The sequence below is a fragment of the Microbacterium sp. BR1 genome, from assembly GCF_002812725.1.
Taxonomy (GTDB): Bacteria; Actinomycetota; Actinomycetes; order Actinomycetales; family Microbacteriaceae; genus Microbacterium.
The window spans coordinates 327375-343934 of sequence record NZ_NMUN01000009.1 but is presented as its reverse complement, the minus strand read 5'-3'; the positions used below and the strand labels follow the sequence as shown (position 1 = coordinate 343934).

14 protein-coding genes are annotated in these 16560 nt (G+C 68.7%); 10 read left to right on the top strand and 4 right to left on the bottom strand.

Translation table 11 applies throughout. The features are described from left to right. Window positions 1–347: 347 nt before the first annotated feature. Entirely contained in the window at window positions 348–953 is a 606-nt protein-coding gene (dcd, locus tag CGU35_RS15745; protein WP_100812407.1) for a dCTP deaminase, read from the top strand. A gap of 95 nt (window positions 954–1048) precedes the next feature. Here dcd and CGU35_RS18660 read toward each other — a convergent pair whose 3' ends face one another. Next, complete coding sequence (locus CGU35_RS18660) at window positions 1049–1789, bottom strand: MarR family winged helix-turn-helix transcriptional regulator (RefSeq protein ID WP_146048067.1); 741 nt, start codon at window positions 1787–1789, stop codon at window positions 1049–1051. 113 nt (window positions 1790–1902) lie between these two features. Between CGU35_RS18660 and CGU35_RS18655 the strand changes: the two genes are divergently transcribed. Continuing rightward, entirely contained in the window at window positions 1903–2478 is a 576-nt protein-coding gene (locus tag CGU35_RS18655; RefSeq protein ID WP_232711350.1) for a MarR family winged helix-turn-helix transcriptional regulator, read from the top strand. 104 nt (window positions 2479–2582) lie between these two features. On the opposite strand, the gene CGU35_RS15730 is transcribed toward CGU35_RS18655, so the two are convergent. Beyond that, a complete protein-coding gene (locus tag CGU35_RS15730) occupies window positions 2583–4007 on the bottom strand; it encodes an MFS transporter (RefSeq protein ID WP_100812440.1) in 1425 nt (474 codons plus the stop codon). A 318-nt stretch (window positions 4008–4325) separates the two neighbouring features. Here CGU35_RS15730 and dnaK point away from each other — a divergent pair, with 318 nt between their 5' ends. Genes dnaK through CGU35_RS15710 form a run of 4 tightly spaced genes read left to right on the top strand, consistent with a single transcriptional unit; the run spans window position 4326 to window position 8333 of the window. Beyond that, on the top strand, window positions 4326–6194 hold the full coding sequence (gene dnaK, locus CGU35_RS15725) for a molecular chaperone DnaK (protein WP_100812406.1): 1869 nt from the start codon (window positions 4326–4328) through the stop codon (window positions 6192–6194). 3 nt (window positions 6195–6197) lie between these two features. After that, a complete protein-coding gene (locus tag CGU35_RS15720) occupies window positions 6198–6836 on the top strand; it encodes a nucleotide exchange factor GrpE (RefSeq protein WP_100812405.1) in 639 nt (212 codons plus the stop codon). A gap of 11 nt (window positions 6837–6847) precedes the next feature. Next, entirely contained in the window at window positions 6848–7834 is a 987-nt protein-coding gene (locus CGU35_RS15715) for a DnaJ C-terminal domain-containing protein (protein WP_100812404.1), read from the top strand. Between the two features lie 22 nt (window positions 7835–7856). Continuing rightward, entirely contained in the window at window positions 7857–8333 is a 477-nt protein-coding gene (locus CGU35_RS15710; RefSeq protein ID WP_100812403.1) for a heat shock protein transcriptional repressor HspR, read from the top strand. Window positions 8334–8344: 11 nt separating this feature from the next. On the opposite strand, the gene CGU35_RS15705 is transcribed toward CGU35_RS15710, so the two are convergent. Both CGU35_RS15705 and CGU35_RS15700 read right to left on the bottom strand, forming a co-directional pair. After that, window positions 8345–9724 carry a DUF2252 domain-containing protein gene (locus CGU35_RS15705; RefSeq protein ID WP_100812402.1) on the bottom strand — a complete coding sequence of 460 codons (1380 nt, stop codon included), beginning with the start codon at window positions 9722–9724 and terminating at the stop codon, window positions 8345–8347. Between the two features lie 58 nt (window positions 9725–9782). Then, entirely contained in the window at window positions 9783–10376 is a 594-nt protein-coding gene (locus CGU35_RS15700) for a hypothetical protein (protein WP_100812401.1), read from the bottom strand. A gap of 243 nt (window positions 10377–10619) precedes the next feature. Between CGU35_RS15700 and CGU35_RS15695 the strand changes: the two genes are divergently transcribed. The 4 genes from CGU35_RS15695 (at window position 10620) to CGU35_RS15680 (ending at window position 16560) form a co-directional block, all read left to right on the top strand. Further along, window positions 10620–11768, top strand: coding sequence for a glycosyltransferase (locus CGU35_RS15695; RefSeq protein WP_232711354.1), 1149 nt, complete (start codon window positions 10620–10622; stop codon window positions 11766–11768). A 9-nt stretch (window positions 11769–11777) separates the two neighbouring features. Then, complete coding sequence (locus tag CGU35_RS15690) at window positions 11778–13004, top strand: glycosyltransferase family 4 protein (protein WP_100812399.1); 1227 nt, start codon at window positions 11778–11780, stop codon at window positions 13002–13004. A 261-nt stretch (window positions 13005–13265) separates the two neighbouring features. Then, window positions 13266–14258: a GlxA family transcriptional regulator gene (locus CGU35_RS15685; protein ID WP_100812398.1), complete on the top strand. Its 993-nt coding sequence runs from the start codon at window positions 13266–13268 to the stop codon at window positions 14256–14258. 94 nt (window positions 14259–14352) lie between these two features. Then, window positions 14353–16560 carry an ATP-dependent Clp protease ATP-binding subunit gene (locus CGU35_RS15680; protein ID WP_100812397.1) on the top strand — a complete coding sequence of 736 codons (2208 nt, stop codon included), beginning with the start codon at window positions 14353–14355 and terminating at the stop codon, window positions 16558–16560.

Below are 16560 nucleotides of genomic sequence, written 5' to 3'. Positions count from 1 at the left end.
GAAAACTGCTAAGTCCTGCGGTCGAAATTTCCTGCGGCAACAAAAAACGCGAAAATTGCCCTCCCGCGCGACCGTTTGGTCGCACGTGGGGGCAATTTGAAGGGGAATGAACGGAAAATCGAAAAACCCGCGCTAATCAAGCTTTTTGGGAAAAGCTGAAAAGTTTTCTGCCAATTTGAAAACTAACAATTCCCCGGAACGCCTTGCGGCGCCTGGTAAGCCTAGCAAACGGGCCGTGCCGCGTTCGCTTGGTTCACGATTCAGTCTCGACGACGCGAGTCGATCGCCGGTGCGTCCAAGATCCGCAGACCGAATTGCGAACACGGTCGGCTCGGTAGGCTGAGCCCGTGCTGCTCTCGGATCGTGACATCAGGCTCGAACTCGACGCGCGACGGATCGGGCTCGAGCCCTACGACCCGCAGATGGTGCAGCCCTCGAGCGTCGATGTGCGACTAGACCGGTACTTCCGGCTGTTCGACAACCACAAGTACCCCTTCATCGATCCGGCCGAGGATCAGCCCGAGCTGACGCACCTGATCGAGACGGCGCCCGATGAGCCGTTCATCCTGCACCCGGGGGAGTTCGTGCTGGGCAGCACCTTCGAACTCATCTCATTGCCCGACGACGTCGCCGCCCGACTCGAGGGCAAGTCCTCGCTCGGTCGCCTCGGACTGCTGACCCACTCGACGGCGGGCTTCATCGACCCCGGATTCTCGGGCCATGTCACGCTCGAGCTCTCGAACGTCGCGACTCTGCCGATCAAGCTCTGGCCGGGAATGAAGATCGGCCAGCTCTGCTTCTTCCGCCTGTCGTCGCCGACCGAGAACCCCTACGGCTCGGGCCCCTATGGCAACCGATATCAGGGGCAGCGCGGGCCCACGGCATCCCGCTCGTTCCAGAACTTCCACCGCACCGACGTCGGCACCACCGATGAGGGTGCGCGCGGCGCCTGACGCGTCGCGCAGGCGTCGCGCGAGAGGACGCAACATGCCGTGTCGTCGCGGTGCGCGACGGCATGTTGCGTCCTCTCGGTGAGGGATGCCGGCGCTCAGGATGCCTCGGCGCGCTCCCTCGCGGCGCGGAACCCCGCGTCGAAGCCGCGCTCGAAAGCGCGCTCCGCGTGGCGCTCGCCGCGGTGATCGCCACGCCGGTGCTCACGCGGACCGCAGCGCTCGCGCTCGCCGTGGTGTCCTGCCCGGGGGTCGAAGTCCGGGCCGAATGCGGGGCCCACGCCAGGGCCGAATGCGCGACCGAAGCTCGGGCCGAACGCCGGGCCGAACCCGCGGTCCGGGCCGAACCCCCGTCCCGGTCCGAAGCCGCCTCGGCCGTGCCGAGGCATCCGTTCGCTCTCGTCCCAGCCCAACTCGCGGGCGATGGCTTCGAGTGAAGCGGTCATGGTGGCGTAGTCGTCGGCCGTCACGGCGCTCGAGACGCGCTCGCGGATGCCGTCGACGATCCCGGCCAGGCGCGCCTTCGCGGCACGCCCCTCGTCGGTCAGCGTCCACGAATCCTCGGTGCGCGCGATCCAGCCGCGCTCGGCGAGCGCGCGCAGGCGCTTGCCTCCGCGTCCCTGGACCCGGGAGGCGAGCCAACCGGGCACGTCCACGTCGCCGGACACCGCGTTCAGCAGCATCCAGTCGCGTCGATCGACGTCCTCGGCGGCGAGCGCATTCGCGAACTCGCGCGTGATCATGGCGTCGACGGCGCGCAGCCAGTAACCGAGGGGGAGGGGCGCAGTCGGGCGGGCGTCGTCGGAAGCGCCGTTCGGTGTGTTCTGTGTGTCGTTCATGGGAAGTCCTTTCGGGTGTCCGGGAACAGCCGGACTCTTTGCATGTCATGTGACATGTGCATGTACTATGACATGGAAATGGATGCATGTCAACTCACATGTAAGTTAGGGCCATGGCCCACCACGATTCCCCGCGCGACGCCCGACCCGGACAGGGCGGCGATGATGCCGACGCGATCGCCGCCGCCCTCGCGCGCCTGCGCGGACGACGGATGCCCCGGCCGCCGTGGGGCGACGAGGGCCCGCATCGCGGACCGGGCATGCGGGGAGGCCCGGGCTGGATGCGGGGCGCACCCCACCGTGGTGAGCACCCGCACGCGGGCGCCCCGCCGTGGGTTCCGCCCCGCCTGGGTGGCCCCGCGCGGATGCGCCTTCTCGAGACGCTCGCCCAGGCATCCGGTCCGCTGTCGATCGGCGAGATCGCGGATGCCGTCGGCGTCGATCAGCCTCGGGCGTCCCGCCTGGTGCAGCAGGGTGTCGAACTCGGGGTCGTGCGTCGCGAGGCGGACCCGGACGATGCCCGGCGCACGCGCGTCGCGCTGACGGATGCAGGTGCGGCTCTCGTCCGCGGCTTCCGCGGCGACCGGCGCGAGGCGATCGACCGCGCCCTCTCGACGTTCACGGATGCCGAGCGGGCCGACCTCGCCCGGCTGTTGACCAAGCTCGCGGACGGCTGGCCGCAGGGCTGAGGCCGGGGCATCCGCCCGCGGCCCGCCCGCGAACGGTCGCGACACGCCGTGTGCGTGTGTGGTTCAACGGCGAGTCGCGTCCGTTCGCGCACCGCACGTGCCGCTCAGTTCTGCGGGCGAGGTGCGGGAAGGCGTACGAACAGCAGCAGGACGAGGCCGAGGGTCAGCACGGCGGCTATCCCGAGCACACCCCAGACCGTGGCCCCGAAGATCGCGATGGACAGGGTCCAGCCGGCGGGGGCGAGGAAGCTCGCGACGCGGCCGGTCGTGGCGTACAGACCGAAGATCTCGCCCTGCATCCCTTCGGGTGTGACGCGGGCGAGTAGCGAACGACTCGCGGCCTGTGCGGGACCGACGCATGCCGACAGCACGAGTCCGCAGATCCAGAACACCGCTTTGCCGCTGTCCTGCAGGATCAGGAGCACCACGGCCGCGAGGATCAGCGCTGAGAGCGCGGTGATGATGACGTTGCGCGCACCGAAACGATCGTCGACCGCACCGGCGATGATCGTGGATATGCCGGCCACGACGTTCGCCGCGATCGCGAAGATGAGCACCTCGGTCGACGAGAACCCGAACGCGACGGCGGCCAGGATGCCACCGAATGCGAAGACGCCGCCCAGGCCGTCACGATAGACGGCGCTCGCGAGGAGGAACCAGAAGGTGGACCGGTGCGAACGGAAGAGCGCACGCACATCCTTCACCAGTACGGCGTACGCGACGAAGAAGTTCACTTTCTGACCGGGAGCAGAGGCCGGCCCCTCCGGGACGGTGAGGAACAGGGGGAGTGAGAACAGGATCGTCCACACGCCGCAGCCCACCGCGATGAGGCGATAGGCGAGGCCGTCCGAGGTGTCCATCCCGAACCACTCGAGCTGCGTCACGACGACGACGAGCGTCAGGGCGACGATGCCGCCGATGTACCCCAGCCCCCAGCCGAGACCGCTCACCTTGCCGATCGTGCGGGGAGTAGACACCTGGACGAGCATCGCGTTGTAGTTGACGCCCGCTATCTCGGAGACGACTGCGCCGATCGCGAGGATGATGGCGCCGTACCAGAAGTACGCGGGGTCGGCCCGTACGAAGAACAGCGCGAACTGCGCCAGCGCGAGAAGCATCGTGAAGACGAAGAGCAAGCGCTTCTTTCGGCCGGCGCGGTCGGCGCTCTGGCCGAGCACGGGGGCGAGAACGAGGATCAGCAGTCCCGCGATGGTCGTCACCAACCCGTACCCGCTCGACAGATCGGCGAGCGCCCGTTCCTTCAGGGGGTCGCTCGCAGGCAGCGCGGCGATGTCGGGCGGCAAGAATGCGTCCGAGACCAGATACAGCGAGGCGAAGACGAAGGTCAGGACGACCGAGTTGAACGGCTGCGTCGCCCAGTCCCACAGAGCCCATGCCGCGACATGGCGGCGCGGGACGACGCGGTCGCTCGGAGAGTCCTGGAACGCGACGCCAATCGGACCCAGGGCGCGCGTGTTCGCGGCGACGGGGGGAGGGGGCGAGGATTCGGGCTGACGCGTGTCGGACATGTCGGTCACGTTAGGACCCCTCCGTGAACACTCGGTGCGGCGTTGCGTCGAGGCATGTGCACAGGGTATCGCCGCGTCGGCGGCGAGGGGAGGGCGGGCGGCCGTATGGGGTCCGCTGGGCGGGGCGCCTCCGCGCACTCCGCCAAACTTGAGCCCGTTCATATCAAGTTCATTTGACGAGCGGGAGACGGATCGCTAGGCTTGAGTCAGCACGGCTCAAGGTCCCGAACGCGGGAGTGGATGCCGAGCAGCAGACTTCAGAAGAATCGGGGCCGCGGCATCCGTCCGGCCTCACACGAAGAAGAGAGAGACACACACATGCCACGTGCAGTTGGAATCGACCTCGGCACGACCAACTCGGTCGTCAGCGTCCTCGAGGGCGGCGAGCCGAAGGTCATCGCGAACGCCGAGGGTTTCCGCACGACCCCCTCGGTCGTCGCATTCACGAAGGACGGCGAAGTGCTCGTCGGCGAGACCGCCAAGCGCCAGGCCGTGACCAACGTCGACCGGACGATCTCGTCGGTCAAGCGCCACATGGGCACGGACTGGACGTTCGAGGTCGACGGCAAGAAGTGGACGCCCCAGGAGATCTCGGCGCGCATCCTCGGCAAGCTCAAGCGTGACGCCGAGGAGTACCTCGGTGACAGCGTGACCGACGCCGTCATCACGGTGCCCGCGTACTTCAACGACGCCGAGCGCCAGGCCACCAAAGAGGCCGGCGAGATCGCGGGCCTGAACGTCCTGCGCATCATCAACGAGCCCACCGCGGCCGCCCTGGCCTACGGCCTCGACAAGGGCAAGGAAGACGAACTCATCCTCGTTTTCGACCTCGGTGGTGGAACGTTCGACGTCTCGTTGCTCGAGGTGGGCAAGGACGACGACTTCTCGACCATCCAGGTGCGCTCCACCGCGGGCGACAACCGCCTCGGCGGCGACGACTGGGACCAGCGGGTCGTCGACCACCTGATCAAGCAGTTCAAGGACACCACGGGTGTGGATGTCTCGGGCGACAAGATCGCCCTGCAGCGCCTCAAGGAGGCCGCGGAGCAGGCGAAGAAGGAGCTCTCGAGCTCGAGCTCGACGAGCATCAACCTGCCCTACCTGTCGCTGACCGAGAACGGCCCCGTGTCGCTGTCGGAGACGCTGACGCGCGCCAAGTTCGAGGACCTGACCAAGGACCTGCTCGACCGCACCAAGAAGCCGTTCGAGGATGTCATCCGTGAGGCCGGCATCAAGGTCGACGACATCGCGCACGTCGTGCTCGTGGGTGGTTCGACCCGCATGCCCGCCGTCGCCGAGCTCGTCAAGCGCGAGGCCGGCAAGGAGGCCAACAAGGGCGTCAACCCGGATGAGGTCGTCGCCGTCGGCGCGGCCCTCCAGGCTGGCGTGCTGAAGGGCGAGCGCAAGGACGTCCTGCTCATCGACGTGACCCCCCTGAGCCTCGGCATCGAGACCAAGGGCGGCATCATGACCAAGCTCATCGAGCGAAACACCGCGATCCCGACCAAGCGGAGCGAGACCTTCACGACCGCCGACGACAACCAGCCGTCGGTCGCGATCCAGGTCTTCCAGGGCGAGCGCGAGTTCACCCGCGACAACAAGCCGCTGGGCACGTTCGAGCTCACCGGTATCGCCCCGGCGCCGCGCGGAATCCCGCAGGTCGAGGTCACCTTCGACATCGACGCCAACGGCATCGTGCACGTGTCCGCGAAGGACAAGGGCACCGGCAAGGAGCAGTCGATGACGATCACGGGTGGCTCGTCGCTTCCCAAGGAGGACATCGAGCGCATGGTGCGCGAGGCCGAGGAGCACGCCGCCGAGGACAAGAAGCGGCGCGAGTCCGCCGAGGTCCGCAACCATGCCGAGACGCTTTCGTACTCGATCGAGAAGCTCATCAAGGAGAACGAGGACAAGCTGCCGACCGAGGTCAAGGACTCGGTCCAGGCCGACGTCGACGCCCTCAAGACCGCTCTCGCGGGCGACGACGACGACGCGGTGAAGACCGCGTTCGACAAGCTCAACCAGAGCCAGTCCCAGCTCGGCGAGGCCATCTATCAGGCGTCACAGGCGGCGGGCGAGAACCCCGACCCCGCGGCGAACGAGCCCGGTGCCGGCAACGTCCCGAACCCCGAAGAGGACGTCATCGATGCCGAGGTCGTGGACGACGAAGACGAGAAGAAGCAGTAGGACATGGCTGACAAGGACGACGTGAACCCCGAGGGGCGGAGCGCCGGTCCTGACGGCACACATCCTGGCACAGGGGGGTCGGAGGAGCAGTCCTCCGGCCCCGTGTCGCAGGAGGGCGTGTCGCAGGACGGGACGGATGCCCAGGGCGACGAGTTGACGCTCGAGGACATCCTCGGCGCGCCTCAGAATGCCGAGGCCGCGGCGCAGGAGGCCGTGCTCGCGGATCTCGAGTCGGCGCTGCTGGGCGACCTCAAGCGCCTGCAGGCGGAGTACGCCAACTACCGGCGACGCACCGAAGAGCAGCGGGAGCGCGAGATCGAGCGCGCGAAGGGCGAGGCGGCCAAGGGACTCCTCCCCGTGCTGGACGATCTGGACCGCGCCGAGAAGCACGGCGATCTGCAGGAGGGCACCCCCTTCTCGGCGATCGGCGACAAGGTGCGCGCCGTCGCGGAGCGACTCGGCGTGACCTCGTTCGGCGCTGCCGGCGACCCGTTCGACCCGCAGTTCCACGAGGCGATCTTCCAGCAGCCCACGCCGGGCACGGAGGTGCCGACGGTGCTCGAGGTCGTCGAGGTCGGGTACCGGCTCGGCTCGGTGGAACTGCGACCCGCCAAGGTCGTCGTCGCCGTGCCCGCGGAGTAGGCGGGACGCCGATGGCTAGCCAGGACTGGTTCGACAAGGACTTCTACAGCGTGCTGGGCGTCCAGAAGGACGTCTCGCCCGCCGAACTCAAGAAGGCCTACCGCAAACTCGCGCGCACCTATCACCCCGACTCCAATCAGGGCGATGCGAAGGCCGAAGCGAAGTTCAAGGAGATCAGCGAGGCGTACTCGGTGCTCTCGGATGCCGGCCAGCGCGAGGAGTACGACCAGATCCGCGCGATGGGCTCGGGCGCGCGCTTCACCGCCGGCGGCGGGGGCAACCAGGGCTTCGAGGATGTCTTCAGCCGCTTCGGCCAGGGCCGCGGCGGGCCCCAGCCCGATTTCGACGACATCTTCTCGATGTTCAACCAGCAGGGTGCGGGCGGGTCGTTCGGATCCGGCCGGTTCGGTCAGACATCCGGTGGTTTCCGCGGTTATGGCGGACCGACGCGCGGCGCCGATATGACGGCGCGCACCACGGTCGACTTCGTCACGGCGACGAAGGGCGAGACGATCACCCTGCAGGGCGAGGACGGCAGCCCGTTCAAGGTCAAGATCCCCGCGGGCGTGGCGGACGGGCAGAAGATCCGTCTGCGCGGGCGCGGACGGCCCTCGCCGGACGGTGGTGAGACCGGCGACATCGTCGTGCAGGTCACGGTTCGACCGCACCCCGTCTTCACGCGCGATGGGCTCAACCTGCGGGTGACGGTGCCGGTGACCTTCACCGAGGCCGCGCTCGGCGCGACGATCGAGGTCCCGACGCTCGGGGGCGACCCCGTCAAGCTGCGGGTCGCCCCCGGGACCCCCTCGGGACGCGTGCTGCGCGTCAAAGGGCGCGGTGTGCAGACACAGAAGGGCACGGGCGACCTTCTCGCCGAGGTGCAGGTGGCGGTTCCTTCGCACCTGGACGATGCGGCACGAGAGGCGCTCGAGCGCTTTCACGAGCTCGAGCCGAAAGAGAACCCGCGCGCGGATCTGATGTCCAAGGCGCGGGGCTAGGGGCGCCATCACGATGAACGGAATGCGCGGCGACGAGATCGACGAGGATGCCCCGATCTTCGCGATCGCGGTTGCCGCCGAGCTCTCGGCGATGCATCCGCAGACCCTCCGGCAGTACGACCGGCTGGGTCTCGTCGTTCCCGCACGTACGCAGGGCGGCTCGCGCCGCTACTCGACGCGTCACGTGGAGCAGCTGCGAGAAGTCGCGCGGCTGTCGTCCGAGGGCATGAGCCTTCCGGCGATCGCGCGCATCCTCGAGTTGGAAGAGGATGTGCGGACCCTGCGTCGTCAGGTGCGCGACCTCGAGTCGCGCATCCGAGCCGAGGTCGAGAACCGGCCCGGCGCCCGTGTCTTCGCGGCGGGGACGGCGGGCGCGGTCATCACGCTGCGCCACGGCAAGCGGGTCCGGCGGGCGACCGAGCTGGTCGTCTGGCGCCCGCTGGATCGTCGGGCCCCGCGTGCCTCCGAAGACGACGTTCCGAAAGCCGGCGAGGGCTGACCGGCGCGAGCTCAGGCGGGGGCGTCCAGGTACGCCGCGTAGTCGTCGCGGGAAGTCTGGGCGTACGCGTACGACCATTCGAGAATCGATTCGCCGACGATCCGCCCGTTGCCGATGTATCCCGCCACCTCGGCGGCCCGTGGGGATTGGCTGTGCGCGCGAGCCAGCGTCACGCCGCACGATGCGGCGTAACGGACGAAGGGCGCGTCGTCGATCGTCGCGACGTCGATGCCCCCTTTCATGTCGTGGAACTGCCGCACGTACAGGTCGCGCTCGCCCGTCTGCACGTGCCCGAGGAACGGGTCGGACACGCCCTGCAGCACACGCTGAAGCGCGACGACACGTGCCCCGTGGCCCCCGCGTTCGACGATGGTCGCCAGAGAGCGCGGTTGAGCGATCCCGCCGAACTGTTCGAGCACGCTGCGCACCGCCTCCTTGGCCTGGAGGATCAGGGCGTGTCCGTCGCCGTCCTCGAACGCGACGACGTAGCAGCGCGTTCCCACGCTCCCGACGCCGACGACTCGCAGGCACACGTCCACCGGGTCGTACTGGCTGGTCAAGAGCGCGATGTCGACGTTCGTCGATGTCTCGTATTCGCGGGTCATCGGCACCACGGTCGCCGCGATCTCGGGGTCGGCGCGCACCATGGTCGGGGGTCGTTCGATGAACCTCAGGCGCCCGTCGGGTCCGGTCTCGGTGAGCTTGCGCACCGCCCGATTGGACGTGCGGCGCGTGGCGTCGCGGGCCGCCGAGCGCAGAACACGCCGCGAGGCGGGGTCCATGGCGGCTATCGCGGCGTCGACATCGAAGTGCTCGAAGTAGCGATCGAGCGGGCTGCGGGCGACAGCGGCAGCCATCGACCTCGCGTAGGCGCGGGTCGCGGCCAGCGCAGCCGTGCGGATCACGTCGTCATCACGGGACGTCGACTGACCACCGACGACGATGCTCGTCACGAGCCGCTTGACGTCCCACTCCCAGGGCGCCCAGCCGGCCTCGTCGAAGTCGTTCAGATCGAAGACCAGCGAACGCTGCGGCGACGCGTAGAAGCCGAAGTTCGCGACGTGCGCGTCGCCGCAGGACGCGACCACGATGCCCGAGTGCGGGTCGGCGGCGAGATCGGCGGCCATGACGGCCGCGGTTCCGCGGTAGAAGGCGAAGGCGCTCTCCGACATCCTCTCCCGCCGCAGCGGAAGCAGTTCGGGCACACGCGTGCTGTTCTGTTCATCGAGGATGCCCGACGCGTCGCGTGCCGCGTCGGATCGCCGGGCCAGATTGCTCCGCGGGGTCCGATCGCGATGGCGCTTTCCGAGCGCTCGGGCCTCCGCGAGCGGCAGCCGTCGTGTCGACGCGGTCGCTGTGCCCGCGGCATCGGGGGCATCCACATCCGTCATGCGCACATTGTGGCACGGCCCCCGTCGTGGTCGACCGCGCGTGGGGGCCCGGTGATCATCAGGCGGGGTCGATCCGGAGCGTCCGAGTGCCCTCGCCGACGCTCAGGTCGTCGATGAGCCGGATGCTTCGGGCCACCTCGTCGATCGCCGGTAGTACCGTCCCGAACCGCGTGCGGTCGCTGCACACCGCGTTGACGGTCACGAAGTGCGTGCCCGTGTCCCACGTGTAGGTGGCGAAGGGCGGCGTGCGCTCGTCGACGGGCAGGTTCATCACGAGCCGCTCGCCGAGGCCGAGATAGGTGCCGCGGAACGATTCGGTGTCGTCGTACTCCATCGGCATCATGGCACGCGCGGCCCTCAGCTGAGCCGTCGCCTCCTGCACCTGCGCGAGCATGACGACGAGCTCGGGGTCGGACTTCCAGACCCACACGAGCACACGACCCTCCGCGCGGCGCATCAGCAGCGGAGCGGCCTGACTCATCGCCCACGCGGCGAAACCGGAAGAGGGACGCTCGGTCGCCCCCATCGCGCGATTCGCCTGCGACAGCAGCATCCCGATGGCGGCCTTGCGGTGTCGCCGACCGCGCCAGCCGAGCGACCCCGTCACCGCCACCCAGCGGTTCGGATCGGCATCGGCCTGCAATCTCGCCATGTCCCCACAGTAGGACGGATGCCTGGGGGTCCGCCCCGCCGCGGGCGCGGGACCCCGGGCGTGCCAGGACGCTCGGGTAGAGTGGGCCGCGCGCAGCACCCGACCGTGCGACCCCGTTCCGCCGCACAGATTGGCACCCAGCATCCCGTGAGTTCCTCCGAGACCCACGGCGTCCCTCGCGAGTCCGCCTCGGCGGTGCCCGCCGGGGATGCGACCGCTTCCGCGCGTCCGTTGACCGTCGTGATGGGCTGCGACACCTTCTTTCCCGACGTGAACGGGGCCGCTCGTTTCAGCGAGCGACTCGCCGCGGGCCTCGTTCAGCGGGGACACGATGTGCATGTCGTGGCGCCGAATCAGGCGTATCGCCGCAAGGCACCCGGCATCGAGATCATCGAGGGCGAGCCCATGACGGTCCACCGGCTGCCGTCGGTGCGCTGGCCCCCGCACGACTGGTTGCGCTTCGTCTGGCCATGGCGCAGCAAGCACTACGCCCGGCAGGTGCTCGATTCCGTCAAGCCCGACGTCGTCCACATCCAGTCCCACATCGTGATCGGTCGTGGTCTGACTCGCGAGGCGGTCAAGCGGGGCATCCCGGTCGTCGCGACGAACCACGTCATGCCCGAGAACATCCTCGATCACACGACGCTTCCGGGGTGGATGGATCGTCTGCTGGTGAAGTGGGCCTGGGCGGACGCCAACCGCACGTTCCAGATGACGTCGGCCGTGACGACACCGACCCGCAATGCCGCGAACTTCCTCGAGGCGGCGATCGACATCACGGGCGTCGTACCGATCAGCTGCGGCATCGCCGCGTCGAACTATCGGCCGGACCTCACGCCCCGTGATCGCAACCGCGTGCTCTTCGTCGGCCGGTTGACGCGCGAGAAGCAGATCGATCTGTTGCTCGAGGCGATCGTGACGCTCGACCCCGCGCTCGACGTGCAGGTCGACATCGTCGGCGGCGGCGACCAGCGTAAGCACCTCGAGCAGCTCGCCGAGCGCCTCGGGCTCGCGGATCGCGTGACGTTCCACGGACGCGTCGAAGAGGAAGAGCTGCGGGCCCTGTACTCGCGTGCGAGCGTCTTCGCGATGCCCTCGGTCGCCGAGTTGCAGTCGATCGCCACCATGGAAGCGATGGCCTCGGGCCTGCCCGTCGTCGCGGCCGATGCGATGGCCCTCCCGCATCTGGTCCACGACGGCGAGAACGGCTACCTGTTCGATCCGTCGTCGTCCGCGGACCTGGCCGCGAAGCTCACCGCGGTGCTGACCGCCGCACCCGAGGAGCGCCGACGGATGCAAGAGGCATCGCTCGAGGGCGTCCGCATCCACGACATCGACCGGACGCTGCGCACGTTCGAATCGCTGTACCGGGGCGAGCCGGTCGAGGACTGAGGTCACCCCGTGAGCGAGGTTGCGCGTCGGGTCGCGCTGGTGTGTGACTACTCCCTCGACTACCTGGGTGGCGCACAGAGCGCTTTTCTCGACGAGGCCCGGTTGCTGCGCGAGCGCGGGCATGAGGTCGTGATCGTCGCACCGGCCTCGCACCGCTCCGATCGGGGCGCTCTCGGGCGCTGGCAGGACGAAGGCGGCGACGTGATGGCCGTGCGCGCCTGGGTGACGCTGCCCGGAGTGCACCTGCCGGTCATCCGCAATACGCGGCGGTTGCGCGCTCGTCTGACGCGCGAGATCGAGCAGCGCGGCATCGACGTCGTGCACGTGCATTCCGAGTTCGGGTTGTCGGCGGCGGCCGTCTCGGTCGCCCGGGCGCGAGGCATCCGCACCGTCCAAACCGTGCACACGTTCTTCTGGCGGGCCGACATGCCGAGGGGATTCCGGAGGGGGGTCGCGGCTGCCATCGGCGGATTCGGCCGATGGTTGCGCGGCTTTCCCACGACGCGCACCGAACTCGCCCCCACTCCCGTCGACTCCGCGCTTCGCAACCTGACCCTCTCCCTCGCCCTGCGCACGGACGTCGTGGTCTCGCCCTCGGCTCACCAGGGAGAGCGCCTCCGCGCCGCCGGGGTACGAGTCGTGCGCGTCGTCCCGAACGCCGTGACACCCGGTCCCGCGGGCGAGCCCCTCACCGACGCCGGACCCCCGCTGCGCATCCTCTGGGTCGGTCGTCTCGTTTCCGAGAAGCGCCTGATCGAGTGGATCGATGCGGTCGTACAGACCGCGGCGACCGTGAGGCCGGAGAGCTTCGAGGTCGAGATCGTCGGCGAGGGCCCCCTGCGCACCTTGGCCGAGCAGCGAGCGGGCGATGCCCCGGTGCGATTCCTGGGGCGCCTACCGCGGGACCAGGTGCGGGAAAGGATGCGGTCGGCGCACCTCGTCGCGCTGACGTCGTTCGGGTTCGACAACCAGCCGGTGACGATCGTCGAGGCGCTCGAGGCTCGGCGCGGGATCTTCTACGTCGATCCGGCGCTCACGGAGGGCACCGAGCTCTCGGGCATCCGTGCATTCGGTCCGGACGTTCGCGCGATGTCTCAACTGCTGACGACGCTCGTGCGCGACCCGCGGCCGGTCCTCGAGGCATCCGCCCGCGCGGCCGAAGCGGCGCGGGAGTTCGACCCGGTGCTGCACGTGGCCCGCATCACCGATGCGTACTCGGCGCCAGCGTCCGCGTGACGACGTTCCCGGCCGGGTGACGGGGCCCGCGAGGTGACGGGGCCCTCACGGAAGGCGTGAGCGGTCGGTGGGTGTGGCGCGATAGCCATCGCGGCGGACGGCGACGACCGTGGCGGCGATGCCGACGACGGACAGGGCGGCGAAGAGAATGAGAAGGATCATGGCAGAAAAGCTACGGCAGGCCTGATAGTGTCACGAGTGGCAGGAAGGCCGTGTATCGTATGAATCCTGCCAGTAGCGCCGGTGCAGCGAGGAGCGCACATGAAGACTGTCGCCGTGATTGTGCAAGAGGGGTTCGCCCCGTTCGAGTTCGGGGTGGCCTGCGAGGCTTTCGGCCTCGACCGCTCCAACGACGGGGTGCCGAACTTCGATTTCCGCATCGTGACCCCTGACCCGGGGGCGGTCGCGTCGAGCCTCGGTTTCTCGATCAACGTCGACGCGGACCTCTCCTTCGCGTACGAAGCCGATCTCGTCGTCGTATGCCCGATTCCTCGGAAGACGTGGGGCAGCGTCGATTCCCGCGTTCTGGACGCCGTGCGCCATGCCGCCCGGCGTGACGCATGGCTGCTCAGCGTGTGCAGCGGGTCTTTCGTGCTCGCGGCCGCCGGCGTTCTCGATGGCGGCCGCGCTACGACCCATTGGCGCTACACCGACACCATGGCGGCGATGTACCCCGGGGTCGAGGTCGACCCCGACGTGCTCTACGTGCAGGACGGCCGGATCATCACGAGCGCCGGCACCGCGGCCGGTCTGGATGCCTGCCTGCACCTGCTGCGGATCGAGCTCGGTGCCGCACTGACGAACATCATCGCGCGGCGGATGGTCGTGCCCCCGCAGCGGGACGGCGGTCAGGCGCAGTTCATCGCGCAGCCCCTTCCCGAGGCTTCCTCGCTGTCGCTGTCGCCCGTGACGGACTGGATGCTCGAGAACCTGCGGCAGGACCTGAGCGTCGAGGACCTCGCGGCACGCGCGCACATGTCGCCACGGACGTTCGCCAGACGGTTCAAGGCCGACCTGGGCACGACCCCCGCCGCCTGGCTCGCGCGACAGCGAATCATCCACGCGCAGCGGCTGCTCGAAACGACCGACCTCGCTCTGGACCGCATCGCATACGAGTGCGGGTTCGGCTCGGCGGCCGTTCTGCGTCAGAACTTCGCGCGGGTGCTGGGCACGACGCCCACCGCGTACCGCTCGACCTTCAGTTGCTCGACGGATGCGGCGCCCGTGCCGATTCTCGAGGGCTCCGCCGCCTGATCTCCTCACGAGATCCCTTGTCGTCGCGAGCGACCCCTGATAAACTTGAGTCAACCAGGCTCAAGTTTATGGGCCGCAGATTTCGGGAGAATCAATGAACGCCACGCAGCAGCCCGGGCAAGAGGAGCAGCAGAGCGCTCTCGAGCAGTTCGGGATCAACCTCACCGACCGGGCGCGCCAGGGCAAGCTCGACCCCGTCATCGGACGCGACGCCGAGATACGGCGCGTCAGTCAGGTGCTCACCCGCCGCACGAAGAACAACCCCGTGCTGATCGGTGAGCCCGGCGTCGGCAAGACCGCCGTCGTCGAGGGACTGGCGCAGCGCATCGTCGCGGGCGACGTCGCCGATTCGCTCAAGGACAAGGAGCTCATCGCCCTCGACATCTCGGCCCTCGTGGCCGGTGCGATGTACCGCGGGCAGTTCGAGGAGCGCCTCAAGAGCGTGCTGAAAGAGATCACCGAGTCCGACGGGCGGATCATCACGTTCATCGACGAACTGCACGTGCTCATGGGCGCGGGCGGGGGAGAGGGCTCGGTTGCCGCATCCAACATGCTCAAGCCCATGCTCGCCCGCGGCGAGTTGCGGCTCATCGGTGCGACCACGCTCAACGAGTACCGCGAGTTCATCGAGAAGGACGCGGCGCTCGAGCGCCGCTTCCAGCAGGTCTACGTCGGCGAGCCGTCGGTCGAGGACACGATCGCCATCCTGCGCGGGCTCAAGGAGCGGTACGAGGCGCACCACAAGGTCGCGATCGCGGACGCCGCGCTCGTCGCGGCCGCAAGCCTCTCGAACCGCTACATCCCGAGCCGCCAGCTGCCCGACAAGGCCATCGACCTGATCGACGAGGCCGCCTCGCGCCTGCGCATGGAGATCGACTCCGCTCCGCTCGAGATCGACGAACTGCGGCGCCACGTCGACCGGCTGAAGCTGGAAGAGATGGCGCTGAAGAAGGAGAAGGACGAGGCATCCAAGGAGCGTCTCGGGAAGCTCCGGACAGACCTTGCCGCCCAGAAGGATCGCCTGAGCGAACTGCAGGGGCGGTGGGAGCGCGAGCGCGCGTCACTCAACCGCGTAGGCGATCTCAAGACGCGCCTCGACGCGGCACGTGTCGAGGCCGAACGGGCCCAGCGCGAGGGCAACCTCGAGCGTGCATCGCGCCTGCTCTACGCCGATATCCCCGCGTTGGAGCGCGAGGTGATCGAGGCAGAGCGTGCCGAGTCGACCGAAGAGCGCATGGTGAACGACCAGGTCACCGACGAAGACATCGCGGCCGTCATCGCTGCCTGGACCGGCATCCCCGTCGGGCGCCTGCTGCAGGGAGAGACCGAGAAGCTGCTGCACCTCGAGGCCGAGCTCGGCAAGCGCCTGATCGGGCAGAAGGATGCGGTCAAGGCCGTTTCCGACGCCGTGCGCCGTTCCCGCGCGGGCATCAGCGATCCCGCCCGGCCGACCGGATCGTTCCTCTTCCTCGGCCCGACGGGCGTCGGCAAGACCGAGCTCGCCAAGGCGCTCGCCGCGTTCCTCTTCGACGACGAGCACGCCATGGTGCGTATCGACATGTCCGAGTACGGCGAGAAGCACTCCGTCTCGCGCCTGGTCGGTGCGCCTCCGGGCTACATCGGGTACGAGCAGGGAGGTCAGCTGACCGAGGCCGTGCGCCGACGCCCGTACAGCGTCGTGCTGCTCGACGAGGTCGAGAAGGCGCACCCCGAGGTCTTCGACGTTCTGTTGCAGGTCATGGACGACGGGCGACTGACGGACGGCCAGGGTCGAACGGTCGACTTCAAGAACGTCATCCTGATCCTGACCTCGAACCTGGGTTCGCCGATCCTGATCGACCCGACGCTGACGATCGAGCAGAAGCGGGAGGCCGTGCAGGGGCTCGTGCGTCAGGCTTTCAAGCCCGAGTTCATCAACCGTCTCGACGACATCGTCATCTTCCACGCGCTCACGCAGGACGATCTGGCGCAGATCGTCGAGCTGTCGGTCGATGCGCTGCAGCGGCGTCTGCATGACCGTCGACTCACCCTCGCGGTCACGCCCGATGCCCGGGCCTGGCTGGCCGAGCGCGGATACGACCCGGCCTTCGGTGCGCGGCCGTTGCGTCGCCTCATCCAGTCCGAGATCCAGGACCGCCTCGCGATGGCGATCCTCGCGGGCGGGGTGCGCGACGGCGACACCGTGCGGGTGGATGTCGCGGCGGACGGTTCTTCGCTGGTTCTGACCAGCGCGGGTCCGACCGCCCCCACGGCGCCCGCGGCATCCGACGACGACGTGATCGAGGCCGAGATCGTCGAGTAG

Bases quoted from the DNA above. Each gene is read 5' to 3' on its own strand.
- CGU35_RS18660 (WP_146048067.1), bottom strand. From the start codon at position 1,789: ATGAACGACACACAGAACACACCGAACGGCGCTTCCGACGACGCCCGC.
- dnaK (WP_100812406.1), top strand. From the start codon at position 4,326: ATGCCACGTGCAGTTGGAATCGACCTCGGCACGACCAACTCGGTCGTC.
- CGU35_RS18655 (WP_232711350.1), top strand. From the start codon at position 1,903: ATGGCCCACCACGATTCCCCGCGCGACGCCCGACCCGGACAGGGCGGC.
- CGU35_RS15730 (WP_100812440.1), bottom strand. From the start codon at position 4,007: ATGTCCGACACGCGTCAGCCCGAATCCTCGCCCCCTCCCCCCGTCGCC.
- CGU35_RS15680 (WP_100812397.1), top strand. From the start codon at position 14,353: ATGAACGCCACGCAGCAGCCCGGGCAAGAGGAGCAGCAGAGCGCTCTC.
- CGU35_RS15700 (WP_100812401.1), bottom strand. From the start codon at position 10,376: ATGGCGAGATTGCAGGCCGATGCCGATCCGAACCGCTGGGTGGCGGTG.
- CGU35_RS15710 (WP_100812403.1), top strand. From the start codon at position 7,857: ATGCGCGGCGACGAGATCGACGAGGATGCCCCGATCTTCGCGATCGCG.
- CGU35_RS15715 (WP_100812404.1), top strand. From the start codon at position 6,848: ATGGCTAGCCAGGACTGGTTCGACAAGGACTTCTACAGCGTGCTGGGC.
- CGU35_RS15685 (WP_100812398.1), top strand. From the start codon at position 13,266: ATGAAGACTGTCGCCGTGATTGTGCAAGAGGGGTTCGCCCCGTTCGAG.
- CGU35_RS15705 (WP_100812402.1), bottom strand. From the start codon at position 9,724: ATGACGGATGTGGATGCCCCCGATGCCGCGGGCACAGCGACCGCGTCG.
- CGU35_RS15695 (WP_232711354.1), top strand. From the start codon at position 10,620: ATGGGCTGCGACACCTTCTTTCCCGACGTGAACGGGGCCGCTCGTTTC.
- CGU35_RS15720 (WP_100812405.1), top strand. From the start codon at position 6,198: ATGGCTGACAAGGACGACGTGAACCCCGAGGGGCGGAGCGCCGGTCCT.